Annotated in this window: 31 protein-coding genes; 29 read left to right on the top strand and 2 right to left on the bottom strand. The window is 43.6% G+C overall.

Annotated features, from left to right (window positions below):
• The first annotated feature begins 23 nt into the window (after window positions 1–23).
• The 10 genes from OM416_RS10550 to OM416_RS10505 all read left to right on the top strand — a co-directional run bounded on the left by OM416_RS10550 (window position 24) and on the right by OM416_RS10505 (window position 4,667).
• On the top strand, window positions 24–821 hold the full coding sequence (locus tag OM416_RS10550; protein WP_264929168.1) for an aminoglycoside N(3)-acetyltransferase: 798 nt from the start codon (window positions 24–26) through the stop codon (window positions 819–821).
• A gap of 42 nt (window positions 822–863) precedes the next feature.
• On the top strand, window positions 864–1,343 hold the full coding sequence (locus OM416_RS10545) for a DinB family protein (protein ID WP_264929167.1): 480 nt from the start codon (window positions 864–866) through the stop codon (window positions 1,341–1,343).
• A 5-nt stretch (window positions 1,344–1,348) separates the two neighbouring features.
• Complete coding sequence (locus OM416_RS10540; protein WP_264929166.1) at window positions 1,349–1,624, top strand: hypothetical protein; 276 nt, start codon at window positions 1,349–1,351, stop codon at window positions 1,622–1,624.
• A gap of 114 nt (window positions 1,625–1,738) precedes the next feature.
• Entirely contained in the window at window positions 1,739–1,990 is a 252-nt protein-coding gene (locus OM416_RS10535; protein WP_264929165.1) for an HAD-IA family hydrolase, read from the top strand.
• Window positions 1,987–2,319: a hypothetical protein gene (locus OM416_RS10530; protein ID WP_264929164.1), complete on the top strand. Its 333-nt coding sequence runs from the start codon at window positions 1,987–1,989 to the stop codon at window positions 2,317–2,319. Before OM416_RS10535 ends, OM416_RS10530 begins: the two co-directional genes overlap by 4 nt.
• Before the next feature lie 38 nt (window positions 2,320–2,357).
• Complete coding sequence (locus OM416_RS10525; RefSeq protein ID WP_264929162.1) at window positions 2,358–2,894, top strand: GNAT family N-acetyltransferase; 537 nt, start codon at window positions 2,358–2,360, stop codon at window positions 2,892–2,894.
• A gap of 82 nt (window positions 2,895–2,976) precedes the next feature.
• Window positions 2,977–3,507, top strand: a complete 531-nt coding sequence (locus OM416_RS10520; protein ID WP_264929161.1) for an AAA family ATPase — start codon at window positions 2,977–2,979, stop codon at window positions 3,505–3,507.
• Window positions 3,508–3,536: 29 nt separating this feature from the next.
• Entirely contained in the window at window positions 3,537–3,890 is a 354-nt protein-coding gene (locus OM416_RS10515; protein WP_264929159.1) for a DUF952 domain-containing protein, read from the top strand.
• Between the two features lie 74 nt (window positions 3,891–3,964).
• The gene (locus tag OM416_RS10510) at window positions 3,965–4,450 is read left to right on the top strand and encodes a GNAT family N-acetyltransferase (protein WP_264930676.1); all 486 of its coding nucleotides are present in this window, start codon (window positions 3,965–3,967) and stop codon (window positions 4,448–4,450) included.
• Between the two features lie 64 nt (window positions 4,451–4,514).
• Window positions 4,515–4,667, top strand: a complete 153-nt coding sequence (locus OM416_RS10505; protein ID WP_264929158.1) for a hypothetical protein — start codon at window positions 4,515–4,517, stop codon at window positions 4,665–4,667.
• A gap of 104 nt (window positions 4,668–4,771) precedes the next feature.
• On the opposite strand, the gene OM416_RS10500 is transcribed toward OM416_RS10505, so the two are convergent.
• Window positions 4,772–5,359, bottom strand: coding sequence for an SMI1/KNR4 family protein (locus OM416_RS10500; protein ID WP_264929156.1), 588 nt, complete (start codon window positions 5,357–5,359; stop codon window positions 4,772–4,774).
• Window positions 5,360–5,811: 452 nt separating this feature from the next.
• Here OM416_RS10500 and OM416_RS10495 point away from each other — a divergent pair, with 452 nt between their 5' ends.
• From OM416_RS10495 to OM416_RS10435, 13 genes are all read left to right on the top strand, one after another.
• Complete coding sequence (locus tag OM416_RS10495; RefSeq protein ID WP_264929155.1) at window positions 5,812–5,934, top strand: hypothetical protein; 123 nt, start codon at window positions 5,812–5,814, stop codon at window positions 5,932–5,934.
• Between the two features lie 28 nt (window positions 5,935–5,962).
• The gene (locus OM416_RS10490; protein WP_264929154.1) at window positions 5,963–6,460 is read left to right on the top strand and encodes a GNAT family N-acetyltransferase; all 498 of its coding nucleotides are present in this window, start codon (window positions 5,963–5,965) and stop codon (window positions 6,458–6,460) included.
• A gap of 2 nt (window positions 6,461–6,462) precedes the next feature.
• The gene (locus OM416_RS10485; protein WP_264929153.1) at window positions 6,463–7,020 is read left to right on the top strand and encodes a GNAT family N-acetyltransferase; all 558 of its coding nucleotides are present in this window, start codon (window positions 6,463–6,465) and stop codon (window positions 7,018–7,020) included.
• Window positions 7,021–7,060: 40 nt separating this feature from the next.
• Window positions 7,061–7,597 carry a hypothetical protein gene (locus OM416_RS10480; protein ID WP_264929152.1) on the top strand — a complete coding sequence of 179 codons (537 nt, stop codon included), beginning with the start codon at window positions 7,061–7,063 and terminating at the stop codon, window positions 7,595–7,597.
• A 27-nt stretch (window positions 7,598–7,624) separates the two neighbouring features.
• Window positions 7,625–7,894: a GNAT family N-acetyltransferase gene (locus tag OM416_RS10475; RefSeq protein WP_264929151.1), complete on the top strand. Its 270-nt coding sequence runs from the start codon at window positions 7,625–7,627 to the stop codon at window positions 7,892–7,894.
• A gap of 347 nt (window positions 7,895–8,241) precedes the next feature.
• On the top strand, window positions 8,242–8,775 hold the full coding sequence (locus OM416_RS10470; protein WP_264929150.1) for a GNAT family N-acetyltransferase: 534 nt from the start codon (window positions 8,242–8,244) through the stop codon (window positions 8,773–8,775).
• Window positions 8,772–9,407, top strand: coding sequence for a hypothetical protein (locus tag OM416_RS10465; protein WP_264929149.1), 636 nt, complete (start codon window positions 8,772–8,774; stop codon window positions 9,405–9,407). Before OM416_RS10470 ends, OM416_RS10465 begins: the two co-directional genes overlap by 4 nt.
• A 50-nt stretch (window positions 9,408–9,457) precedes the next feature.
• Complete coding sequence (locus OM416_RS10460) at window positions 9,458–10,498, top strand: alpha/beta fold hydrolase (RefSeq protein WP_264929148.1); 1,041 nt, start codon at window positions 9,458–9,460, stop codon at window positions 10,496–10,498.
• A gap of 17 nt (window positions 10,499–10,515) precedes the next feature.
• Window positions 10,516–10,932, top strand: coding sequence for a hypothetical protein (locus OM416_RS10455; protein ID WP_264929147.1), 417 nt, complete (start codon window positions 10,516–10,518; stop codon window positions 10,930–10,932).
• A 206-nt stretch (window positions 10,933–11,138) separates the two neighbouring features.
• Window positions 11,139–12,326, top strand: coding sequence for a glycoside hydrolase family 5 protein (locus OM416_RS10450; protein ID WP_264929146.1), 1,188 nt, complete (start codon window positions 11,139–11,141; stop codon window positions 12,324–12,326).
• 205 nt (window positions 12,327–12,531) lie between these two features.
• Complete coding sequence (locus tag OM416_RS10445) at window positions 12,532–13,071, top strand: GNAT family N-acetyltransferase (RefSeq protein WP_264929145.1); 540 nt, start codon at window positions 12,532–12,534, stop codon at window positions 13,069–13,071.
• A gap of 157 nt (window positions 13,072–13,228) precedes the next feature.
• A complete protein-coding gene (locus tag OM416_RS10440) occupies window positions 13,229–14,029 on the top strand; it encodes a phosphotransferase (RefSeq protein WP_413775774.1) in 801 nt (266 codons plus the stop codon).
• A gap of 32 nt (window positions 14,030–14,061) precedes the next feature.
• Window positions 14,062–14,484: a DUF1801 domain-containing protein gene (locus OM416_RS10435; protein ID WP_062833956.1), complete on the top strand. Its 423-nt coding sequence runs from the start codon at window positions 14,062–14,064 to the stop codon at window positions 14,482–14,484.
• A 263-nt stretch (window positions 14,485–14,747) separates the two neighbouring features.
• Here the strand turns inward: OM416_RS10435 and OM416_RS10430 are convergent, their stop codons facing one another.
• On the bottom strand, window positions 14,748–17,012 hold the full coding sequence (locus tag OM416_RS10430; protein ID WP_264930674.1) for an FAD-dependent oxidoreductase: 2,265 nt from the start codon (window positions 17,010–17,012) through the stop codon (window positions 14,748–14,750).
• 145 nt (window positions 17,013–17,157) lie between these two features.
• Between OM416_RS10430 and OM416_RS10425 the strand changes: the two genes are divergently transcribed.
• From OM416_RS10425 to OM416_RS10400, 6 genes are all read left to right on the top strand, one after another.
• A complete protein-coding gene (locus tag OM416_RS10425; protein WP_264929143.1) occupies window positions 17,158–17,925 on the top strand; it encodes a helix-turn-helix domain-containing protein in 768 nt (255 codons plus the stop codon).
• A gap of 204 nt (window positions 17,926–18,129) precedes the next feature.
• Complete coding sequence (locus OM416_RS10420; protein WP_062833959.1) at window positions 18,130–19,950, top strand: histidine kinase; 1,821 nt, start codon at window positions 18,130–18,132, stop codon at window positions 19,948–19,950.
• 72 nt (window positions 19,951–20,022) lie between these two features.
• Window positions 20,023–20,874 carry a response regulator transcription factor gene (locus OM416_RS10415; RefSeq protein ID WP_062833960.1) on the top strand — a complete coding sequence of 284 codons (852 nt, stop codon included), beginning with the start codon at window positions 20,023–20,025 and terminating at the stop codon, window positions 20,872–20,874.
• A 168-nt stretch (window positions 20,875–21,042) separates the two neighbouring features.
• On the top strand, window positions 21,043–22,359 hold the full coding sequence (locus tag OM416_RS10410) for an ABC transporter substrate-binding protein (protein ID WP_264929142.1): 1,317 nt from the start codon (window positions 21,043–21,045) through the stop codon (window positions 22,357–22,359).
• A 309-nt stretch (window positions 22,360–22,668) separates the two neighbouring features.
• Window positions 22,669–23,550, top strand: coding sequence for a carbohydrate ABC transporter permease (locus OM416_RS10405; RefSeq protein ID WP_264929141.1), 882 nt, complete (start codon window positions 22,669–22,671; stop codon window positions 23,548–23,550).
• Between the two features lie 78 nt (window positions 23,551–23,628).
• Window positions 23,629–24,459 (top strand): carbohydrate ABC transporter permease, encoded by an 831-nt coding sequence (locus OM416_RS10400; protein ID WP_264930672.1) that lies wholly within the window; start codon window positions 23,629–23,631, stop codon window positions 24,457–24,459.
• Window positions 24,460–24,544 lie beyond the last annotated feature (85 nt).

The following is a 24,544-nucleotide window of genomic DNA, read 5'->3' as shown; positions in this document are numbered from 1 at the left end:
TTTTGATTATCTAGGGGGATGAAATGAGCGCTACATTTGCGATACAAACAAGAAAAAGTATTGTTGATGATTTAAGACGAATAGGAATCAGTGAGGGCATGACGTTAATTGTCCACTCCTCCTTGAAATCCATAGGGAAAGTTGTAGGCGGGCCTGTAAGTATCATTCTAGCTTTAGAAGAAGCCGTGGGAGAGAACGGAAATATTGTGATGCCGACTCAAACTGAACATTTATGTGAGCCCGCAATACATGATGGTAGTGGCTTAACCGTAGAGGAAATCAAGATCATAAAAGAAAACATGCCTATCTATTATCCCGATCTAACGCCCACTTCGTATATGGGGATTATTCCAGAGGTGTTCAGAAAGCAAAATAATGTGTTCCGAAGCTCACATCCTCATATGTCATTTGCTGCTTGGGGTAAAGAAGCTGAACAAATAACAGCAGATCATAAGCTGGATTATGCATTGAGCGTAACTTCCCCATTAGGCAAGGTCTACGAGCTAGGCGGGTATATTCTATTACTTGGTGCTCCAACGAATAGTAATACATCCTTACATTTGGCTGAGTATAGACAGCAGAATACATTTGTTAAGCCAAAAGTGTGGGGAGTGAAAATGCTGATCGAGGAGCATGAACAATGGGTTACGTATAATGATATTAATAATGAATCGGATGATTTTGATCAGATTTTTGATGAGTTTAACATGAATACTAATATTGTAACAGAGGGCCTGGTAGGAGAAGCTGTGAGTTATCTGATACCACATAGAGAGATGGTAGATTATGCTGTGGGCTGGATGAATCGGAGTAGGAGCTAATTAAATGAGGTGCACTATTTCACGAGAAGGGAATGTCTAATAATGACCAACGAAATGGAACAACGAATTCAATCTTTCGAAGAGTGGGGTTTGTTTGTAAAGACGATGATAAATCTCGATGAGAAGATATGGAATGCCAGCATGGAAGAAGGGAAGTGGACGATAAAATCAATTGTAAGTCATATGATGTTATGGGATCAATATTTTTACGAGGAGGCTATTAGAAAGATCGCCTTGAAAAAACAGGTTACTGTGAAGCACTTGGATTTTGATGAGTTTAATCGCAAAGCCATTGCGTATGGAAACAGCACTGAAACGAGAGAAATTGTTGAAAAGGCTATATCTTATCGCCAAAAAATTATTAATGACATTAGTGTATTATCGGAAGAACAGATACATCAAACGTATTTGGACGCCGAAGGTAACATATTTTACATTCCTCAATACCTTGAAGATTTTATATGGCATGACCAACATCATATGACACCGTTAAAAGAATATATTAGTAGCCTAAGAGCATAAAGGGTATGAAAGAGGAACAGTTTAATCGTTTTAATCCGGGTGATGACAAAATGAAAGGCAGACCACAGCTTGTTTTAGATATTGCAGGTGTTTTGTTAAGTAATATGTCAGCTAATTGTTGGGACGATATGGCTCAGGAATATAATCTATCCTCAGATACATTGAAAGAGCATTTCAAAGGCATTAAAAGAGCGCTTTGGATGGGAAGCATGAAAGAAGAACAATTTTTGGAATGGTTAATCGAGACGTATCCTACAGTACCATTAAACAGAGCTAAGTAAATAATATTAAATGCAATAGTTCCTTTACCGGCTACTCAATATCTTGAAGGCTGGAGTAAACTTGCTGATATTCATCTACTAAGCAATCATTGCAAGGAATGGATAGAGCCGAATATGAGCAGTATTAACAAATTTGCGAAAAGTGTAACGATCTCTAATCAAGTTGGTTTATGCAAACCTGATATTGAGATATACAAACGGGGTGACTCCTTTTTGCCTATTGGAGAAGAGGTTTTATTTATAGAGGATCAAGAGAAAAATTTAAAATCTGCGAAAGCTCTTGGGTGGGAGACATTACTTGCAGATGAGCACTGTAATTGGGTTACCAAAGTTGAGCCATTAATTAGAGGGACAGAAGGAGGTTGATTGTTCTGAAACATTTACACAGTATTTTCTCATTATTATTTATCATGTTAGGAGTTGTTATTATTACGATCTCGAACATAATTGAAGAGGTGATTCCAAAATTAGGCTATGCGGCATTTCAGTCAGCGGCAGCTGGCAGTTATACTCCGAGTGATTATCAAGTGGATTTTGCACTGAATTATTGGATTGGGGCGATATGTATTCTAGGTGGCATCATCTGCTTAATTAGTACAATGAATGTTGTCCGAAACTACATTCGTGAAATGAATTTAAGAAACAGAGCGTTTGATGAAGCTCATAATTATGATGATACAAGAGGACAGAAGTAGTATATGATATAACATAAAAAAGGAAGGGGCAGATATACATGATTACATTCCAATACTTTGAACCGGAAGATTTTGATCAACTGATCGAATGGAGTGGGGATGAAGCGTTTCTGCTCCAGTGGGCCGGGCCTCAGTTTCATTATCCACTTTCCAGGGAACAACTATCTGATTATTTGGATGGTGCGAATGATAAGAACACTTCGAATAAGTTCATATATAAAGTGGTGGATGAATTCACTCAGGAGATTGTCGGCCATATTGCTCTGGGTGGTATCGATCGATATAATCGTTCAGGGCGCATTGGTAAGGTGCTCCTTGGCAAGCCATATCAGGGTAAAGGATATGGGAAGCAAATGATCGATGAGGCACTACGAATTGGATTTGAAGAGGAAGGATTGCATCGGATCAGTCTGGGCGTTTTTGATTTTAATGCATCAGCCATCCGATGTTATGAGAAAGCGGGCTTTGTACAAGAAGGACTTATTCGCGATGCTAGAAGATATGAAGATACATTCTGGAATCTAATCGAGATGAGCATTTTAGAAGATGAATGGAGAAGAATAAACGCCACTTAATGCAGAAGGAGCATACCCTTGCGAGTAAAATCTCGACTCCATGGTTGTGCTCTTTTGTAACATTTAGATTGGGAGTGATGAAATGATCATCATAATTAACGGAGCATTTGGTTCCGGAAAAACTTCGACAGCAGAAGCACTTCAGCCTTTGATTGCAAACAGCATGATCTATGATCCTGAAGAAATTGGTTATATGCTCAGAAAACTTCTCCCGGAGAATTGTAGAGAGGAGAGGGAACGGACGGATGATTTTCAAGATATCGAACTATGGAGAATTCTAACCGTAAAGACAGCTAAAGAAGTAAAGCAAAAATACAACAAACACTTAATCATCCCCATGACCATCTATAAAGAGGAAAACTTTCATTACATTTATAACGGGTTAAAAGAGATCGATCAGGACATTCATCATTTTTGCCTAACGGCCACAGAAGAGACGATTTATCATCGTTTGGCTAAACGCGGAGATGAATATGGAGGCTGGCAGTATCAACAAGCACCAAAGTGTGTTGAGGCTTTCAAGGATGAACAATTTCAAACCCACATCGCTACAGACCATCTGGAGACCAGTGAAATCATAGAACTCATATTGAAGAAGGTCCTATCCAAATAATCACCATTCGTTTTTAATAGGAGGGGTTTATGATGATGATTGTACATGTACTCTTAAGAAAAGAATGGGAAGCCGCGTTGATCAATGGGGTATACAGAGCAGCATCCTTAGAAAAAGAAGGTTTCATTCATTGCTCACCTGTAGATAAGATTGTAGCTGTGGCTAATTATAATTACCTTGGGACAAAGGGGTTAGTATTACTCGGCTTGAATGCATCTAAAATAAAATCCAAAGTTGTATGGGAAGATCTGTATAATGAAGGCAGGGAATATCCTCATATTTACGGTGAGTTAAATCTAGACGCGGTAGTTCATACATATGATTTTGAGCCTAATGAAGAAGGGAGATTTTCGCTACCTCCTGATTTAGAGAGAATGCAGTGAGTTCGGATCTCTTAGAGAGACGCTGATACATTTGAAGAAAATGAACAGAAGAGGATGGATGGTAATTGACGATAGTGACTTTTGAAGAAGTAACCGAGCAGCACCTCCCTGAAATTAGAGCTATTTATAACTACTATGTATTGAATACAACGATTTCGTTTCATACTGAGGAATTAGATCTTGATCAGATTAAAAACTCTGTGATGAACAAGGATACGCGTTATAAAACTTACGTAATTCTTGAAAACAATCTAATGATGGGCTATGTACTGATCACCCAATATAAGAGTAAACAGGCATATGACATTTGCGGAGAAGTCACCATATATCTGAAGCCCGACATTTTGGGAAAAGGCTTGGGGAAACAAGCATTACGTTTTATTGAGAAGGTTGCAAAAGAACAAGGATTCCATACCTTAATTGCGACGATTTGTATGGAGAATACGAGAAGTAAATCATTATTTGAGAGAAACGGTTATGAACAATGTGCTCTATTTAAAGAGATCGGATATAAATTTGATAGAAAACTGGATATTGGAAGTTTCCAAAAGATATTGTAGGGAGAATAGGAAATGAGTAAAAACCATTATTCGTAGAGACCGTCTAAGAGCGGAAGAATATCAAATGAAAGAAAGAAGTGTAATTCTGCTTGATGAGTTTGAAAGTAATTTGGATTTGAAAGTAGATAATAAACTGTATACTAATCATTTCACAGAAGAACAGCTACCTGAAATAATAAGTGAAATTATAAATAACGAGAAATATCGATTGAAATAACTGCTATGTTATTATGCTACGAATTGTAAAAGAGACAGCAAAAAAGCTGCCCCTTTTATTCATTTAAACCAATCTATATTTAACTTTATACAAACCTACCGAAGTTACTCTTCTTCGTTTAGAAAAACAAAACCACTGTCAATAAGCCCTCGTAAATACTCGTCAAAGCTGTTTGCAATCACTACGTATTCGTCAGGGTCGTGTAAAAAGCGAACGATTTGACCACGTACACCTTCATCAGTAGGGTTAAAATCAATATAAAGTCTGGATGTTCCACCATTATTCATACAGTCTGAAAAGTGGATGTATTTCCCTGGAAGAAGCCCCTCACGATTGATCTTAGAGTCAACGGCATCCTCTTCATCTTCGTATTCTAAAAGATAAGAGACGTCTTCTTCATTTTTTGAACTTTCGAGCATTTGTTGGGCAGACAGTAAATAATATGGATATCTACCTTCTCCAACATCTGAGCCAAGAATACAAACCGTAATTTCTTTTTCTCCGTACTTCCTCCAATATGTACCATCAATATTTTCAAGTAAACCGATGAGTGATTCTGGACAATTTGGATATTTTGATCTTAATGTAGTTATATCTTCTTTTGTAGCACCGCTCGCTGTATTCAGTTCCTCAAGTTCTTCTGTTGATAATGCTGCTCTTAATCCATTTAAAAATTTGTTTACCAAATCCATTATACTGTCCTCCCAACCATAAAATATAAAGCAAATATACGCAGATAAAGTAAAGGTACTGAGTTGGTATGAAAAATCTTTCACCCTACAATATGTTCTGTATCCTAAGATCAGTTTATCACTTTTCTCTTGTTTATTGATAACTACAAGTATTAAATATAGATCTGGTGATAAAGGCGCATGGGATTAACTGCTAAGGTTGGATAGACCCTCCCATGCTTTCGTAGTACAATTATGTAAGTAATTGGAATGCTTAGTTTTATAGTAACGATATAGAGGAGCGGAATACATTGTCATTACATATGCTGCACGGTAATTTTAATAAATATGATAGGCATTTTATGAGGGTTCTGCTCACTAGCTCAACAACCAGGGTGTGAGTGAATGAAAATCTTCTATAATATTTGAATATTTATGAATACGATTACATTGCATGAGGGAGGGATTTCACTTTGTCTGATTACTATTGGGATGACCAAATCGAATATCTGAAGAATACGTGGTGGCTTACCGAAAAGATTAAACAAGCGTTTTTCACATCAACAGTAGAGCGTGAACAAACGATCTTGAAGTGAAATGAATGAAGAAGGAGTTGAGGGAAAGATGGAGACAGAACGACTTATGTTTCGGAAATATAACAAAAATGATTTTGATTTACTTTTTGAGATGACAAGTGAGCCGAATATGATGAAGTTTATAAGACATGGAGGACCCTGGACGAAGGAAGAAACCATGCAAAGTCTGGAAAAGTTCATTAACTGGAATAAAGACGATAAGGGGCTGTTCCTCGCATTCAATAAAGAGAATAACAAGCTGATTGGAACCTCTGGACTCATTCCTCAAATCATTGAAGGCACGGATGAGCTTGAAGTTGGTTACTGGGTTGTAGAGCAACACTGGGGAATGGGTTACGGATACGAACAAGCAAAAGCATGGAAAGAACACGGTATGGATCACTTCAAACAGAGACGATTAATATCGTTAATTCAACATGGCAATGTGGGCTCTATGAAAGTCGCGCAAAAGAATGGCATGAAACACGAGAAGGATGTAGACATCATAGGGAAAAATGTAGCAGTATACTCGATTGAGGTGAAGTGAATATGACTCCATTTCCTGAATTAGAAACCAAAAGATTGCTGTTAAGAGAGATTAAACAGAGTGATTCCCAAGACATATTTCAATATTTTTCTTCAGATGAAGTTACAAGATTCTACGATGTAGAAAGTTTTACGAATACAAAACAAGCAGAAGAACTCATACAAAGATGGAAAAAACGATTCGAAAATGGTCAGGTCATTCGCTGGGGAATCGCTTTGAAGTCGGACGGTAGAGTTATTGGAACATGCGGATTTCATGGTTTGTTGAAACAACATCATAAAGCTGTGCTGGGATATGAGTTAGCACCTGAGTTTTGGCGGCAGGGTTATATGACCGAGGTTGCTCAGAAAATCGTTGAATACGGATTTAACAACCTTGAATTAAACAGGATTGAAGCCTTTGTAGAGCCGGAGAACACGGGATCAAGAGAATTGCTTAAGAAAATTGGTTTTAGTGAAGAAGGCATATTAAAAGAAAATTATTATTGGAAAGATCGATTTGTTGATAATGTCCTCTATGCATTTTTGAAGAAAGATTATAAGCCCAACGGATTAAGCTAACAGACTGAAGAATGAAGATAACAGTTTGCCAGGAGAGTGTATGAGAATTCGAATTATTGGATCTTGCGGGAGTGGGAAATCAACATTAGCCAAAGAATTGTCTGATAAATACGGCATTCCTTACTATGAATTAGACAATCTCATCTGGGACAGAAGCGCTGAAAATCTGAGATATCCTGAAAGTGTTAGGGATGAGTCCGTCCTATCTATTGTTCATTCAGATGCCTGGATCATAGAAGGAGTGCAGTACAAAGATTGGACTTTAAAATCCATACAAGAAGCGGATTTGATTTTTGTATTAGATCCAAATGTTTTCATCAGAGATTATCGAATTATCAAGAGGTTTGTATTGTCGAGATTGGGTATGCAAGCGTGGAATTATAAGCAGTCATTCAAGAACTTATGCCAGATGATTGTGAAGTGGAACCATCAATATAATATAGTTGCAGCTATAGATGTGATTAACGAAAACAGCAAAACAGCAATGATCACTAGAAATAAAAAACAAGTTATACAGATGATTGAACATCATTTGAAAGTGGTTGCGAGTGAGAGTGAAAAAGAACGATACAGGTAATCAAGGATTGTCGAAAGAGGAGATACCGTGGGAAATATAAAAATTCAACCAGTCACACGAGAGAATTGGGAAGAGGCGCAGATAGTACCGCTACTTACTTACTGGAAAGGATACGGGAAATCTTTAATTATGCAAGCAGAAAGCATGGCTTCTCAATTAGGATGCAAGCTTTCACACACAAGTACATTTTCTTATCAATCTCCGGAATTCTATCAGAATATGGGCTATAACGTGTTTGGAGTCATTGATGAATATCCTGATGGAATCATTCAATATTTTTTGAAGAAAAGATTATAGGACGAGTACCATATTTGTTTATTGGAGATGAAAAGAACTGGTGAATAAGAAGAAGGGACTCATCAAGTTACTATTACTTTTATTGCTTTTAGTTTTGTTGTGGAATTCCTTTCGAACTTCAATTTTTGAAGCAGTTACTGTTCAAAAAATTAGTGAGAATGAGATGACTGTAATTAATTTTGATAACATTGAAAGAACAATAACCGTTCCAATGGATATGTCAAAATTAATTGAAGAGAACAAGGAATACACTATTTTGTACGATAAAAGAGTTTTTGATAAATACAGACTTCGATCCATAAAACCATAGAATTTTAGATGTATTGGGAAGGAAGGAGAGCAGCACCATGATAACGTATAGAACGTTGACCCTTGAAGATGTGAACCAGTTGCAGGAAATAGATCGTTCGGAACATATTGATCTCATTTATGAAATGAGAGAGAACGGATTGGTTGAGCTAAAACAAGATCATCAGTGCTCAAACTGGGATGCAAAGCTGTTGGAGGAAATTCAGAATCGATATGTCTATGAACTAGAACAAGGCGGCATGGCGTATGGCGCTTTTGCTGAGGGTCAATTAATTGGGTTCGGGGTGCTGGCACATCAATACAGAGGCAGAGAACGTGATCAATTACAAATTGACCTAATGTATGTCTCTCAGGCGTACAGAAGACAAGGTATTGGAAAACGTATTCTGAGCCAGTTAAGTGAAGAGGCCAAGAAACGTGGAGCGAGGTATCTGTATATATCCTCCACAGAGACGAGATCGGCGGTATCCTTTTACAGAAGCCAGGGCAGTCAGATTGCAAGTGAGATTGATCAAGAACTCTATGACAAAGAGCCGAAAGACATACACATGATAAAGGAGCTGGGCACATGACAACGGTTGGCATACTCGGAACCATTCATAATCCAGAACTCAGGGAGCGATATCATTGTTACCTTTCCCTTTACAAGGATGTGATTCATGAGTTTAAGCCAGATATTATTTGCGGTGAAGTCCATCCACAGAGCTGGTTGAGGTATCTGAAGGACAAAAATGATAGAGGATACTGGGGAGAGCCGGCCAGTGAGTATTGGGATTTGATATTCCCGTTGTGCGAGGCGCAGAACATCACATTTGTCCCTATTGATTGGTTTGAATTGGATGTGTGGAATGCTTTTGATCCATTCAACGGCTATTCAAGCGAGGAACGCAAAGAACTTGAACAACGGGATGATCACTGGTTTGCGGAACAAATGGAGACGTGTAGGTTCGGCGAGATTCCTTTTAATTCAAATGAGTTCGATAGCGCAACCAAACAAAAATATGAATGGTTGTATCAGGTAAACCCGAAGGCCCAGAACTTTCGCTGGGTTGTGCGTAATCAGATTATGGTTCAAAGAGTCAAGAATACAATTGAAGCTCATCCAGGAAAACGAATCCTCTGTATCGTAGGAGCCGATCATAATTATATTTTCCAAAATGAGTTGATGAAAGAACCTGTTGAATTGCTGTATCCGTTACGATAAAGGAACGTTGGTAGAAGTGCAAATGAAACTTAATATTTAAGGAGCGTCACATGCGCAAAAAATTACGTAAGATACTCAAGTACAGCATATTTAGTATTATTTTAATGGTTGTAGTAGCTCTGATATTTCCTACATGGACACCCAAAATTAAAGGTGAAAACAGCATCAGCATGTTAGAGCAGGTCGAAATTAACGGAGCAGGACATGAAGTCATGATCAGGGGTGCTGATCGGAGTAACCCTATCCTGATTTTTGTGCATGGTGGGCCTGGATGCTCTGAGATTCCTTATGTTAGGAAGTATCAACAGGACCTTGAGCAACACTTTACTGTGGTGCATTATGATCAACGTGGCAGTGGAAAGTCATATCACTTTTCTGAAGATTACTCGGAACTGACGACTGATGTGTTAGTAGATGATTTGTTAGCGTTAAGGAATTATGTAACTGAGGAGTTAGGTCAAGAGAAGGTTATACTAATCGGTCATTCATTTGGTACATACATCGGGATGAAAGCTGCGGCTAAAGCACCCACTCAGTTTCACGCTTATATAGGCATTGGACAGATGGCGAATACACTTCAGAGCGAACTGGAAAGTTTGGAGTACACGTACGAGCAAGCGAAACAAGCCCGTAATGCAGAGGACGTTAAAAAACTGGAGCTAATTCGTAGCTCGGTCGAGCAAGGAAAGGAACTTACGCCTAGAATTTTGTTGCAAAAGTACGGTGGTGCAGCCAGGCTCATCCATGAGAATAGAGATTATATCTTAGGATTCCTGTTTAATACCGAATACAATGGGATGGATATGATTCGCTTTTATTCAGGGATGTTCAGTTCACAAGACATCTTACTGAAGGAAGCATTTGATCAAAATTTACCTGATATTGTTGATCATCTGGATATTCCTACCTATTTTGTAACGGGTAAATATGATTATATGACCACTGCGAATGCTGCACGTGATTATTTTGACGTGTTGGATGCACCGATCAAAGATTTCATTGTATTCAATGAGTCTGCGCATTACCCACAGTTTGAGGAGAAAGAAAAATTCGTACACTGGTTACAAGAGTTATTCTTAAAAGATGCCTAGAGAGGAGCAAGACCCTATTGTTAAGCCCATTCATTGAGCTTGAAGAAGAGAGTGATGAGAGTTACCGATGCTATGTTCTGCAAAATGCAGTGCAAATATTTAAACATTCCATACAGGAGGAGGATTTAAACGATGTCCGAATATATGTGTCCACGAATACACAATTAGATTTGATTGCTAATAAAATAGAAGACTATGTTAAATGGTTTTCAACTTGTGAGATTGTCTTTCGAGAATACTATGAGAACGAACTTCATCAAAAGGTACATAAGGGCTGGTTTAATGAGATTGAAGTGTACCGTTTAGATATAACATTTAACAGCATAGCGGATTACGGCGCAACAATATCGTGCGGAGACAATATCTTGCAAGATCACATCATGATTGTTGATTTTAATAGAGAACAAATTCAAGCAATCCACTTAAATGGATAGATGGAGTAATTTGTAATAAAAAGCGAAAATAAACACGAAATATATCGCTTTATTTTCCATATATGTGTTATTATGTTGATGGTAGACGAAAAATTCATTTGTTTGATCGATAGGAAGGGAGGCACGGGTCTCGAATCATTCAATCTGTATTGATAGATTAACTGTACTGCTTGTTAAAAAATAATAGAATAAGCGGAGGTATGGGTATGTTCAAAAAATGGAAGAAGTTTGGCATCAGCAGCTTGGCGCTAGTATTACTGGCTGCGGCGGCCTTTACTGGATGGAGCACTAAAGCATCAGCAGCGGACGCTTCACAAATCGTGTCTGAGATGGGTGCAGGATGGAATCTGGGCAACCAGTTGGAAGCAGCGGTGAACGGTACACCGAATGAGACAGCTTGGGGTAATCCTACGGTAACTCCAGAGTTGATCAAAAAAGTGAAAGCTGCTGGCTTCAAGTCCATTCGTATTCCCGTTTCCTATTTGAATAACATTGGAAGCGCTCCCAACTATACAATCAATGCGGCATGGCTGAATCGAATTCAGCAAGTCGTAGATTATGCGTACAATGAAGGTCTGTATGTCATCATCAATATTCATGGCGATGGATACAATTCCGTCCAAGGTGGATGGCTGCTCGTGAATGGTGGCAATCAGACTGCCATCAAGGAAAAGTATAAAAAGGTGTGGCAGCAGATTGCTACCAAGTTCAGCAACTACAATGACCGTCTGATTTTTGAATCCATGAACGAAGTATTCGATGGCAACTATGGCAATCCGAACTCGGCGTATTACGCCAACCTGAATGCCTACAATCAGATTTTTGTAGATACAGTGCGTCAAACTGGAGGAAACAACAATGCCAGATGGTTGCTGATTCCGGGCTGGAATACCAATATTGACTTCACCGTTGGTAATTATGGCTTTGTTCTCCCAACAGATAATTTCAGATCCTCGGCAATTCCTAGTTCGCAGAAGAGAATCATGATCTCGGCGCACTATTACTCTCCGTGGGATTTCGCAGGTGAGGAAAACGGAAATATCACACAATGGGGTGCAACAGCTACAAATCCTGCCAAAAAGTCTACTTGGGGACAAGAGGATTATCTGGAATCACAGTTCAAGTCCATGTACGATAAATTTGTGACTCAAGGCTATCCTGTGGTGATTGGTGAATTCGGTTCGATTGATAAAACGTCTTACGATTCAACCAACAATGTATATCGCGCTGCCTACGCCAAAGCAGTTACAGCAAAAGCCAAGAAATACAAAATGGTTCCTGTGTATTGGGACAACGGGCATAACGGTCAACATGGATTCGCTTTGTTTAACCGTTCAAACAATACCGTGACGCAGCAAAACATCATTAATGCGATCATGCAAGGCATTCAATAATTTCCTATCTATCTGTATCCGTGTAAACGGCGTGTTCCTGCAAAAGGAACATGCCGTTTTTTTGTGCTACCCGAAGATGAAGATGAGCAATATTTACCAATGCATTTTACATAAGCCATATACAGAATTCATTAAATCCCACACTACCTTTTATATACTTAATTTGCTTGATATAGCGGACTAAAAGGACTAGGTGGTAGACAGAATGTTAAAAAAACGTGATTTGCAGGAATGCCATTCACTGTACAGCTTAATGATGGACCCCGCAGTTTCTCCTTACGTTCGTTATGCATGCCAATCGTATGAAGAATATCTATTCCTGACCAAACAATTGATGGCCGAAGAAGAACAAAAGACGGTGATTTCCCGCACGATTTTGAATGAAACTGGCCAGCCTATTGGTACCATTGATCTGTATCATATCGAGCATCAAACGGGTTTCTTAGCCACATGGATTGGATCACCGTATTTTGGGAATGGGTACAGCCAGAGAGCGAAATCAACCTTTTTCGTTGAGTTGTTTTTGGAACATAACATTGAAACGGTATTTATGAAGATTCGTAAGCAAAATATAAGGTCCAGAAAAGCGGTAGAAAAACTGCCATATGTGAAATTAGCCAATGATGTGTATCCAGATGTATATCAATTCATCAATGCCAAGGAGCAGATCTATGATCTGTACAATGTAGAACGGTCAGCCTTTTTCGAAAATAGTATGGATCTGCACCATGTAGTAGCTACGTAACCTGTTCAGAGAGCGTACAACAGCGCCGTCAGTGATGACGACGCTATTTGCTATGATAAAATGGGATAGATTCGGATTCGTTGATGTAAATGCAGGAATATGGAATAGAGAACCGAAAGACATTAAGTAGATAGAGCTGATGCAACATTGTGGAGGGATGAGATTGTCCGAACAGGAGGAAACGTTCACAGGAGGTAATGTGAATCAGGTGGTCAGAATAGGCGAGACGGTTCGCCGGCATGCCAAACCAAATCCATATGTGCATGGACTACTTTTACATCTCAAAAAAGTTGGTTATCACCATGCTCCTCGATTTCTGGGAATAGACGAACAGGGGAGAGAAGTACTTTCTTACCTTGAAGGAATCGTTCCAGGCAATGACTACCCTGAGATCGAAGAGTATATGTGGTCAGACGCATCTTTGATCGAAATCGCTAAACTGTTGAGAAGTTACCATGATGCGACCGTTGGATTCACAACAACATCAGAGTCAATGAACAGATATCCAGGCATAACAGAAGATGAAGTTGTATGTCATAACGATTTTGCGCCGTATAATATGGTGTACAAGGGTGAACGTCCTCAAGGAATTATTGATTTTGATATGGCAGGTCCGGGTCCGCGAATGTGGGATATCGCCTATGCCTTGTATACATCCGTTCCGCTCGCAGATTTTTCACCAAAGATGGATGGAAAAGGTGTTGTAACTTACACTAGCCAGGCGCACGGAACTGTTCGAAAAGAACGCATTGCATTATTCATGACTACGTACGGGTTGAGTGTGCCAGCAGATTTGAAGGAATGGGTCATATCCCGTATCCGTTTTATGTGTAAAACACTGACTGATCGTGCGGCTGCGGGGGAACTCGCTTTTATAAAAATGATAGAAGAAGGTCATCTTGCACACTATGAGAAAGAGCTTATCTTTCTGGGAAAGTATTTCGATGACTGGATCTGATGACTGGATCTAATGAAGGAGTGATTGGTTCAATGTACAAACTCAAAACAACCATAACAGACCAAAGTGTCATAGAATTTATTGAGCTGATCGAGAATCCAAAGAAACGTGAGGACGCCTATCAATTACTAGATATTTTCACGGAGACGACAGGTTATGATGCAAAAATGTGGGGACCGAGTATTATCGGATTGGGTGCATATCATTACAAATATGAATCGGGTCACGAAGGGGATGCACCTCTAGTGGGCTTCTCGCCACGAAAGGCAAAGATTAGTTTATATTTTGCCACAGGGGATAGCGAGCGAGAAGATCTATTAAAGGACTTTGGAAAACATACAACAGGCAAAGCATGTGTATACATCAACAAGATAGCAGACATCGATTTGGATGTGTTGAAAGCGCTAATTGTGCAGTCTGTCCGGTTTCTCAAAGAAACCTATCCGGATCAATAGAATAACTCGACAAACTATCTACACACACTGAATTACTTGAGTAAAGAGACCGCGTCTCTCTCCGCCAGCACATATGTGATTAATGTTCAAACAGGCTGTCTTGCAGGTTAAGACAACCTGTTTTCTTTGCTTTTGGATCTCATCCATAAGTGGGGAGTTATTATTTCCATATAACCTGTGTGTTCCGTACTGAAAACATCTATTGTATATGTTGACCAGTACCCAGGATCAGCTATCAAAAAAAGGATACGCTAAGATTCCTCCTACCGTGTAGATTTCCCGTACGCTCGAATCTCGATCAACTCCGCGTACCTGCTGCCATTGGTGGCATCAATGCTTACCCTAAGCGCCTGTGCATCCACAGGTGTGTTCAGGGAATGAATGATTTTTCTTCTGCGGTTTTCCGTTACACGTAAAATCTCGATCCATTCCCCAGACCCACTCAATACTTCCACCCGATAATCGCGCACAAGTTCAGGCATGACGCGGAATGTTGTGCGATGGTGATGCAAATTAACCAGGTCCTCGTTCACATCATCGTTGAACGTCAAGTGCAGCTCAGCCAAGGTCTGTGGCTCTGCCCATGTCAGTTGCACCCATTCTGGCTTGCCAGACTGCATCGGCTGCGACATCCACTGCTGCGGCCCTCCGAACGGGCGATGGTAACCGTTGACTGTGTTGTCCACTGAATAGGCCATGGTCTCAGAGAGGGTACGAGAGCAGAACGGCTGACGCGCCAACCCTTGCATGGACCATAATACGACAGGCTGATCCGTGGCGTGGTCTTCCAAATTTTTGGACACATGGTTATCTTCCGTTCTGAAGAAGATCAGCACCCCGCTGTGTGCTTCCGTGGAATGGTAGAGGGTGACGGATGCATTCGCCTTGATGATGATAAAAGCATTCTGCGGTTCTTCCGGTCGCCATTCGAGCGGAAGCTTCACCCACTGGGCGGTTCCCGCCGTCACGTTAACGGTCGCCGTAACTTGTAACGAATGCGGGACGTAGTTCTCCTTACGCCCCGTATCCCACAGCTCTACCGTCAGCACGGTATCGCTGGATGCATCCAGCAGCAGCTCCAGACCGCTGAGCACTGGATGCACAGGCAGCAGCAGGGCAACATCCGTAACCAACGGGTACGTCTCGCCAGGCTGCTCAAGAGCGATGCCCGTCAGCGTGCTGGAGGCTGTAGCCTTGGCACGCCGGGCCAGATCCAGCTCATCGTGGCTGCGCACCCCGATGATGGAAGCGTCCTGCCGCAGCAACGTCTGCTGCAGCACCGCAAGATGCCTCGCGTGCAGCTCGCGCGGCGACACCCCCATGGACGCGCAGAGCGCCGCGCCCGTACCCGCGGCTTCGCCGATGACCGCGCATGTGGCCATGACGCGCGTCGTGCCGAAGGCAACATGCGAAGCGCTGATGTCGCGTCCGGCCATGAGCATATTCCGCACATTCGCGGAATATAACGAGCGGAACGGCACGTGATATATGCCATCGGCATGCATATGCTTCGAGCCGCTCGCTTCGGCGTACATGCCCTGCGGGGGATGCAGGTCAATGGACCAGCCGCCAAAGGCAACGGCATCCGGGAACTCCCGCTGCCTGATAATATCGTTCTGGGTGAGCACATAGTCACCCTTGAAGCGGCGGTACTCCCTTTTGCCAGGTAGCGAACCGATCCACTCCAAAGTCATATGGTCTGCATCGAACTTGCCGGAGTTCTTGATATAGTCCCAGATCCCGTAGATCACGGACCACAGCTCATCACGGATCAGCTCATTGTCATGAACGGTGTCATGTTCACCGCCCCATTCGATCCACCAGTAATGACAACCGGAATCCCCGCTGCGAATGACCCGGCGAATCGGAATGCTCGTCTGCGTGATATCCTTGGCAAAAGAAGGCGGGATATAACGGACAGGTGCACCCGTATCCTTGGTATAAAAGAGGAGCGTACTGCCCAGCGTGATCTGATCAGCCACCTCTGGCGCCCATTCTTCACCAAATTCGCTGCGGGCTTCCCGGCCGAGTGTGAACTTAGCTCCAGCCAGGAAGCCCACCAGTCCATCGCCCGTACAGTCCAGATAGATCTGACTCTCGAATCGGATTTTGCGCTCAGAGCCCATCATCCATCCGGTAACGGAGGTGATCATGCGTTCCTCGCCATCCCCAGTGGCCTCGACTTCATGTACATCGGTATTTAGATACAGAGTAATGTTGGGTTCAGCTCGAACGGCTTCCAGAATAACCAAGTCCCATAGATAAGGATTGCCCTCCGGATTACGATACTGATTCTCTACAAACAGTTCCCCCATGATGCCTGTCTCGCGGGCATAACGGTTAATCCCGTGGGCGGTAGCGCCGCATACCCACACGCGTACTTCGCTGCTGGAATTGCCGCCGAGAACGGGTCGATTTTGCACCAACGCGACTTGTTGGCCCAGTCGTGCCGCAGATATAGCCGCGCATACGCCAGCAAGCCCACCCCCGATGACGGTGATATCCGGTTTAACGAGTTCGTGTTTCATAAGAACACCTCTCTCATTGAATGTAAAGGAGCCTAAGCTCATATTTCATATCTATAATTTCATATTAGTTCTATATATTTACTTTTCAAATACACTATATTATCATCGAGCATATACTTTATTTCACAGCAAAGGCAGGTGTGTCATGGACCTCCTTAATCACATCTACTGGAAGAAGAAAGCTGCATTTGCGTTGGCAGAAGATATCTACGACGCTTGGGTGGTCTTTGCCGTTGAAGAGGGCGTATTCCGTTACGAGATTGGGGGGCAGACCGGAGAGGCGGGTTTTGCTGATCTGGTGTTGTGTCCACCTCACGTGCCTTTTCGCAGAGAGACGATAACCCCGCTGACGTTTCACTATATGCAGTTCAGTTGTGACGCCGCAGAGGATGAGTGCCTTCTACCGCCAATCGGAAAATCGCAGATTAATGATACGAAGCGGCTAGCTTCAACGTATGCGTATCTGCGTCAGGCGAGCGAGGAGAACGATGCAGTTACAACAGGATGGAAGACCCATTTGATGATGGATTTGTGGCAATTGTATCAATGGGAGCAGAGACAGAGCAGTCTGATGGAACGAAAGTTCACGGAAGATGCTCTCATGGCTGAAGCGGCAGTTTTGTTGGAGGAGTGGGCAGGAGAGGCGGTCAGTCTCCGAGCATTGGCCGAGCGTCTGGCTTTGAGTCCAGTTCAGTTCACCCGAAGGTTCCGGGAGGCCTTTCAAGAAACACCATCCGATTATCTGAAAGCGATCCGTCTCAAAAAGGCAAAAGCCTTGCTGGCAGATAGCCGTCTCACCCTAACGCAGATAGCCGAGAGATGTGGGTATGAGAACGGATTTTATCTGAGCCGTGTATTTTCGTCCACCATAGGAATCAGTCCCTCGGAGTATCGGAGAAGACATCAAGTATGAGGTGAAGCGTCTCGTCTATCTAGCCATCCATCCACTCATTTCATCCATTTATTTCTTTTTTACACCAATAGAACATATCTGTGCATTTCACACGAAAGCAGGCAACGAATATCACAAATCCATGCAAATCATTCGCCCCCGGCTGTAAATGGCAGGCAGGTGCTATAATGGGGTCATTAATTGTAGGGGAGCGAGCGCAAAGGAATGAAGAAGCCAAACTGGAAGAGTTGGTTGCCACAGCGGCTCAGGTACCGTCTGTTCGGTGCATTTGTGTTGTTAATTCTCTTGCCGTTCAGTGCATTGAATGTCTACAATTATCAGCAGATTGAATCCTTGGTCGAGCAGAAAATCAGTGAACAGAGTCATGAACAGCTGGTGCAGATGTACCGCTCTCTGGAGGATCAGATGAGTATCGCCTTCAAAACGCTCATTTTTCTGGAACAGGATTCTGCGGTAAGAAGTGTGCTCACCTCCCCGGACAATCGTACTCCGCTTGAGAACAAGGCGCTGGTGGAAGAGAAGTTCAAGATGATCAATAACAGTTTCTTTCTATATAATCCTTCGGTGTACTTTACCTTGCTGGATTTTCATGATAGCGTTTACACTTCGTATTTGCCGAAAAAAGCACTGGCGTATGGCCCCTATCTGGAGCAATTCCGCGAGCGTCTTGGAGAAATAACGATCCCAAAAGGGGGTGCAGATGCGCCCCCGCTTCAACCGGAAGAACTTTTCTATCGCTGGGATGCACGGGATACCAACCATGTGCTCAAGGAGTTATCCTCCAGCCCGTACCTGTTGTCGCTGTATGCCTACATGAAAGATAGCGGCGGCAAGCGCTACGGACTGGCTCGGATCAGCATTGATTACTCTTACTGGTTCCAAACGATGCTGAAGGATTCACAGAGTAACCGGGAGTACTTTCTGATTACAGGTAGCGGGGAGACCATCGCCCGTTCATCCAAAACAGCTACGCTTTCCCCGGAAGTTACGCGTGAAATAGCTCTTCATCCGGCACAGGCGTATCTAACTGATCCAGCTTCGGATACGCTGATTAACTACGTGTACATTGAATCACTGGATTGGTATATGGTGAATCGCATTCCACTTTCCATTTTGTTTACAGAGATATCTGAGCTTAAGCAACGTTACTTTCTGACCTTTTTTGGCTTCACAGGCGCATTTGTGCTGATGGCTTTTATGATTTCGGCAACGTTCACACGCCCTTTGTCGCATCTGCAGAAACAGATGAAGGAGGTTGTCCGCAAAAACCTCAAGATTCGTATTCCTGAGGGCCACAGCCGTGGAGAAGTACTGGAACTGACACGTACGTTTAATACGATGCTGGATGATGCCAATCAGATGATCAATAGGCTCAAGACGGAGGAACGCCAGAAGGAAGCGGTACATTTTCATATGCTCCTGGCTCAGATGAATCCGCACTTTCTCCTGAACACATTGAATACAATGAAATGGAGTGCGATCCGCAGCGGGAATGAAGAAATCTCAGAGATGTGTGTTTCCCTGGGAAAATTGCTGGAGGTCAGCTTGAATTCACAGGTCGAATTGGTTTACCTGAAGGATGAGATCGAACTGGTTCAAGCCTACCTTCATATCCAGCGGATTCGTTACCGCGATAGCTTCGAGGTGACTTGTGAATTTGACGATAAGCTGGAGTACGCACTGGTGCCCAAGCTGAGCTTGCAGCCACTGGTCGAGAACGCCATTCACCACGGTGTTGGACCACAGGAGCAGCTTGGTCAGATCCGTATCAGCATATATAGGCAAGACACAGGAACACTGATGCTGGAGGTGGCAGACAACGGAATCGGAATGGAGGAATCCCGGCGTCAGCAGGTCACCCGGACGCGTCCGGGGATCGGACTATCCAATCTCAGGGAACGATTGCGGTTATTGTTCAAAGGCCAAAGTAAACTTGAAATAATGGATAATCAACCAGGGACATTAGTGAGGTTCAGCATTCCTTTTTTGTTGTCGACGCCTTACGTACAGAAGCGGTCTGACTAGAGACGTGTCTGAAAACTCGCGCTTCGGAGGTTTCAGACACGTCCCGGACGACTAGAGAGGGGAATCCTGAACATGTGGAAGGTATTGCTTGTAGAAGATGAGGTATTTGTACGGGAGTCGGTGCGAGAGATTATTTCCTGGGAAGAGCTGGGCTTCACGGTCATCGGAGAATCCGGTAATGGGACCGAAGCGCTGGCGATGATCATACAGGACACACCGGATTTGGTGCTGACCGATATTGTCATGCCGGGTATGGATGGTCTGGAATTACTCAAACAGACCCGTCAGGCCGGGTTAAAGACCAAGTTTGTGATGCTCACCTGTATGGGGGAGTTCGAATATGTGCGCCGTGCGATGGAATATGGGGCTTCGAATTATATTCTGAAGCTGTCCATGAGTGTGAATTCGCTGCGTGATACACTCCGTAAAGTTAGTGCGGAACTGGGAGCTTCGGCGGAAGTACGAACGGAGGCAGACCATCATGAAGTGCCATCTCCATCTCCGTTAATTACATCATCGCCTGCTTCGCCTAATTCTCTGACGGTCTCTTCAGCGCCCCCGCCTGAGACGGACCTTCCGTTCACACCTGTTCGTGAGCCGAATGTGAAGCATCCGGAGATTAGTAAAATTATTGAGTACATTGGACAGCATTACGACCAGGACATTACCGTCAAATCCATGTCACGATATGTGATGATGGGCGAGAATTATGTGAGTGCTTTGTTCAAAAAGAAAACCGGTCATACCCTCATTCACTACTTACACGGGGTACGGATGGAGAAAGCGGCTGAATACTTGCGCGAGACGGATCTTCCTGTACAGGAGATTGGTTACCGGGTAGGGTTCGGAAGTGATAATTATTTCATCAAAATATTCAAGCGTTGGACCGGTTGCACGCCCAGCCAGTATCGCCATCGCTCGTGACTCACAGGATGAGTAGAAGGAATATGTGTATTGAGTGCTCAGTCAAGCACAAGTAAATCCGTATTTTTGTTCAATTCGAATCATGGATATGTATCTTATGAACCCAGCAAGGTCCCTGCTACGATGTAACGGAAGGTACACTTCAATTCAGGGAGGTCATGTGACCAGATGAGAATCAAAAAAGGATTAACGGGATTAATCGTAGGTGCGCTGATGCTGGGCTTGCTTGCCGGCTGTGTAGGTAAAAATGAAACGAACGGTGGAGATAACGGAGGTGGAGCGGCAGGGGGGAAAGTGAAGCTCACCATGTGGGGCGCGGTACCGCCCGAGAATGGTCCACAGGAAGTGGTGGATACCTGGAATGCGGAGCATCCTGATATTCAGGTGGAATATGTGCGGTTTGTGAATGACGATGATGGCAACCTGAAGCTGGATACGGCGCTGTCCACGGGGCAGAACGTTGATCTATATGTCAACTACACCCTCACGAATCTGGATAAACGTATCAAGGGTGGAACAGCACTGGATCTGGGCGAGTTCACCGACTACAACATTGATGAGAAAATGGGGGAAGATGCGGCTTCCTGGAAAGTGGACGGCAAATATTACGGGATGCCGACCAAGAAAAATGCTGCCTTCTTCGCTTTAAATATGAAAGCGCTTGATCAGGCCGGACTGAGTGTACCAACAGCCTGGACATGGGATGAAGCCCGTGAATATGCACTCAAGCTGAAGGCTGCTGGCTTCAAATACGGATTGGTGCAGCATACCGCTTCCTATGTAGATCCGCTTGATTCCGTTCTGGTGAAGAACGGCTATGTTAAGGCAGACGGTACTTCCAACCTCGATGATCCACTCGTTACCAAATGGCTGGAGACATTGAACGGAATGATGAAAGAGGATGCAACCACGCCACCACTTGGCGAACAGCTGACATCCAAAATGCCGGTGGAAAACATGTTCCTTGGCGGTGAGTCTGCCATGATTAATATCGGCGAATGGCTGATCCGCACATCGAACAATATGGCCGAGTTCCCGCGGGATTGGAAAATCGCTTTTGCCCCTGTACCGAGGCTGGCTGCACAGGAAGCAGATATGGTGAAGAGCGGAGGACTGGGTGACTTTATCGCGATTAATTCCAAGTCGAAAAATAAAGAAGCCGCATGGGAGTTCCTGAAATGGTACGCCGATGGGGGTATGATGCCAATGGCTGCGGGTGGACGTCTGCCTTCCTCGAATGCGGTCGATCAACAGACTGCTATTGATCATCTGCTCGGTGATTATGCCGATTCCTATGATAAAGAGTCACTGGAATTTGTGTTGTATGGTGACGAGACACCTACGTTTGTCCGCAGCATTGCACAAGAGGTGGTCGATCTGCGTGCACAGGAGTATGAAAAGTTCTTCCTTGGTAACCAGACTGCAGAAATTACGGTACAGAACATGGTCAAACGTCATAATGATTGGCTCAAGCAGAATCAATAGAATGCGAATGCACTGAGTCCAAAGACCGTCCCCATTGGGACGGTTTTTTCTATATAAGCAACAGATCAATAGAGCATTAGAGATATGACATTGTCAGGCTTTCCGGGCAGCCCGGTCTATAATTTATCTGTATGATTCTACTCTCTCGGGACTAAAGGGAATAGAACAATTCCATGTTGTCTCCCTCCCGAAAGGCACTGCCGAAATACATATATCTGTGATATCAGGTACAGGGTTATGTTCCTTAAATGTTAGAGGACATCTTGTTATGCTTAATTCCAGAACAGATGTTAAGGAGTGGGGGAGCATATGCATAAATCCTGGATGAAACGGCAGAGCAGGCTCGGGTATCTGTTTATTGGGCCCAATATGATTGGCGTGCTGTTGTTTTTTATTATACCGGCTGTCTATTCGTTCTATCTCATGTTCACCGATTACAAATTCATGAGCCCCGAGACGAATTTCGTCGGGTTGGATAACATTCGCCGAATGATGAATGATGATCTGTTTGGGGTGGCGCTGCGAAATACATTTGTCTTTCTGTTAGCGGTTCCTGTATCGATGGGGTTGGCATTTATCGTCGCTGTAGCGCTGAACAAGTCCGTGTACTGGCAAAAAACGCTGCGTGCCCTCTATTTCATGCCCTATATCACCAGCGGTGTTGCCATCGCCTTTGTCTGGATGCTGCTGTTCCAGCCAACGTCGGGACCGATTAACGGTTTCTTGCGCGGGATCGGTATTACAAATCCACCCGGCTGGTTATCGACAACGGAGTGGTCCATGTATGCGATTGATATCATCTGGATCTGGTTCATGCTGGGTTACAACATGATTATTTATCTGGCCGCCTTGCAGGAAATCCCGGAGGAATTGGCTGAGGCAGCACGGATTGATGGAGCCCGCCCCTGGCAGACGATACGCCAAGTAATCTGGCCGCTTGTAAGCCCGACTACCTTTTTGCTGCTGATTACAGGGCTGATTATGACCATCAAGAACTTTGGTATCATTCAGGCGATTACCCAGGGTGGGCCAGGGAACAGCACAACCGTGCTGTCGCTCTTTATCTACCAGAATGCCTTCCGATATTACGAGATGGGATACGCTGCTGCCATTAGCTGGGCGCTTTTTGCCATCATCATGATCTTCACTGTATTGCAGTGGCTCGGTCAGAAACGTTGGGTTCACTATTAATGAGGGGAGGGAATCGTTATGGAGAAACGAATTGCCACGAACGCGAAGCCCACAGTTCCGCAATCACCTAAAGTCCGCATGGAGTCCTTGACGCAGATTCGGAGAATCATACTGACACTTCTGATGGCCGGTTTTGCCTTACTGATGATTATGCCGTTCATCTGGATGATCAGCACGTCGTTCAAATCTCCTGCAGACGTATTCACCTATCCCATCCAGTGGATACCCTCTAGCCTGAACTGGGAGCACCACATTAAGGTCTGGAGCGGAGTGGATACCTTTGCGACGTATTATCTGAACTCGTTAAAAATATCGCTAATTAGCACGGTCGGAGCTGTGTTTCTCTCGGCTTTTGCAGCGTATGGCTTCGCACGGATTCAATTCAAAGGCCGGGAGACACTGTTCCTGATCTATCTCTCGATGATGATGGTGCCACCTCAGGTGCTCTTTGTACCGAAGTTCCTGATGTTTGAATGGGCTGGCATATATAATACGCATTGGGCATTGATCCTGCCTGGAATGTTCACGATCTTCGGGGTGTTTATGCTGCGACAGTTCTTCCTGTCGGTGCCTTCGGAAATCTCGGAAGCTGCGTTCATCGACGGTGCTGGACACTTGCGTATATTCTTCAGGCTGATTCTGCCCTTGGCGAAACCTGCGCTGGCTACGCTGGCGATCATCGATTTCTCTTGGCACTGGAATGATTATGAGAACGCGCTCGTGTTCCTGATCGACAAAGACCTGTACACCGTGCCACTAGGACTACAGAACTTTATTCTGGAGAACAATGTGGACTACAATGGCATGATGGCCGCTGCCACGGCAGGCATTATACCAATGATTATCGTTTTCCTGGTGGGCCAGCATTACATTATCCAGGGCGTGGCCGGAAGTGCCGTGAAGGGTTAAAGCTGCTATCACTGTGATCCCGTAATATTACCCTTTTGCTAACGAGGAAATTTTCGCGGCAGAAGGGTTTTCTGTTGAAAGGGAG

The organism is Paenibacillus sp. LS1, from assembly GCF_026013365.1.
Classification (GTDB): domain Bacteria; phylum Bacillota; class Bacilli; order Paenibacillales; family Paenibacillaceae; genus Paenibacillus.
The sequence above is the reverse complement of the archived record's forward strand: the minus strand, read 5'-3'. Positions and strand labels throughout refer to the sequence as shown.

Excerpts from the sequence above, each read along its gene's own strand:
- OM416_RS10415 (WP_062833960.1), top strand. The coding sequence starts at position 20,023 with ATGTGGAAGGTATTGCTTGTAGAAGATGAGGTATTTGTACGGGAGTCG.
- OM416_RS10535 (WP_264929165.1), top strand. The coding sequence starts at position 1,739 with ATGAGCAGTATTAACAAATTTGCGAAAAGTGTAACGATCTCTAATCAA.
- OM416_RS10520 (WP_264929161.1), top strand. The coding sequence starts at position 2,977 with ATGATCATCATAATTAACGGAGCATTTGGTTCCGGAAAAACTTCGACA.
- OM416_RS10450 (WP_264929146.1), top strand. The coding sequence starts at position 11,139 with ATGTTCAAAAAATGGAAGAAGTTTGGCATCAGCAGCTTGGCGCTAGTA.
- OM416_RS10440 (WP_413775774.1), top strand. The coding sequence starts at position 13,229 with ATGAGATTGTCCGAACAGGAGGAAACGTTCACAGGAGGTAATGTGAAT.
- OM416_RS10480 (WP_264929152.1), top strand. The coding sequence starts at position 7,061 with ATGAGAATTCGAATTATTGGATCTTGCGGGAGTGGGAAATCAACATTA.
- OM416_RS10490 (WP_264929154.1), top strand. The coding sequence starts at position 5,963 with ATGGAGACAGAACGACTTATGTTTCGGAAATATAACAAAAATGATTTT.
- OM416_RS10500 (WP_264929156.1), bottom strand. The coding sequence starts at position 5,359 with ATGGATTTGGTAAACAAATTTTTAAATGGATTAAGAGCAGCATTATCA.
- OM416_RS10465 (WP_264929149.1), top strand. The coding sequence starts at position 8,772 with ATGACAACGGTTGGCATACTCGGAACCATTCATAATCCAGAACTCAGG.
- OM416_RS10485 (WP_264929153.1), top strand. The coding sequence starts at position 6,463 with ATGACTCCATTTCCTGAATTAGAAACCAAAAGATTGCTGTTAAGAGAG.
- OM416_RS10400 (WP_264930672.1), top strand. The coding sequence starts at position 23,629 with ATGGAGTCCTTGACGCAGATTCGGAGAATCATACTGACACTTCTGATG.
- OM416_RS10445 (WP_264929145.1), top strand. The coding sequence starts at position 12,532 with ATGTTAAAAAAACGTGATTTGCAGGAATGCCATTCACTGTACAGCTTA.
- OM416_RS10435 (WP_062833956.1), top strand. The coding sequence starts at position 14,062 with ATGTACAAACTCAAAACAACCATAACAGACCAAAGTGTCATAGAATTT.
- OM416_RS10505 (WP_264929158.1), top strand. The coding sequence starts at position 4,515 with ATGAAAGAAAGAAGTGTAATTCTGCTTGATGAGTTTGAAAGTAATTTG.
- OM416_RS10540 (WP_264929166.1), top strand. The coding sequence starts at position 1,349 with ATGAAAGAGGAACAGTTTAATCGTTTTAATCCGGGTGATGACAAAATG.
- OM416_RS10410 (WP_264929142.1), top strand. The coding sequence starts at position 21,043 with ATGAGAATCAAAAAAGGATTAACGGGATTAATCGTAGGTGCGCTGATG.
- OM416_RS10525 (WP_264929162.1), top strand. The coding sequence starts at position 2,358 with ATGATTACATTCCAATACTTTGAACCGGAAGATTTTGATCAACTGATC.
- OM416_RS10545 (WP_264929167.1), top strand. The coding sequence starts at position 864 with ATGACCAACGAAATGGAACAACGAATTCAATCTTTCGAAGAGTGGGGT.
- OM416_RS10470 (WP_264929150.1), top strand. The coding sequence starts at position 8,242 with ATGATAACGTATAGAACGTTGACCCTTGAAGATGTGAACCAGTTGCAG.
- OM416_RS10405 (WP_264929141.1), top strand. The coding sequence starts at position 22,669 with ATGCATAAATCCTGGATGAAACGGCAGAGCAGGCTCGGGTATCTGTTT.
- OM416_RS10430 (WP_264930674.1), bottom strand. The coding sequence starts at position 17,012 with ATGAAACACGAACTCGTTAAACCGGATATCACCGTCATCGGGGGTGGG.
- OM416_RS10460 (WP_264929148.1), top strand. The coding sequence starts at position 9,458 with ATGCGCAAAAAATTACGTAAGATACTCAAGTACAGCATATTTAGTATT.
- OM416_RS10425 (WP_264929143.1), top strand. The coding sequence starts at position 17,158 with ATGGACCTCCTTAATCACATCTACTGGAAGAAGAAAGCTGCATTTGCG.
- OM416_RS10550 (WP_264929168.1), top strand. The coding sequence starts at position 24 with ATGAGCGCTACATTTGCGATACAAACAAGAAAAAGTATTGTTGATGAT.
- OM416_RS10515 (WP_264929159.1), top strand. The coding sequence starts at position 3,537 with ATGATGATGATTGTACATGTACTCTTAAGAAAAGAATGGGAAGCCGCG.
- OM416_RS10420 (WP_062833959.1), top strand. The coding sequence starts at position 18,130 with ATGAAGAAGCCAAACTGGAAGAGTTGGTTGCCACAGCGGCTCAGGTAC.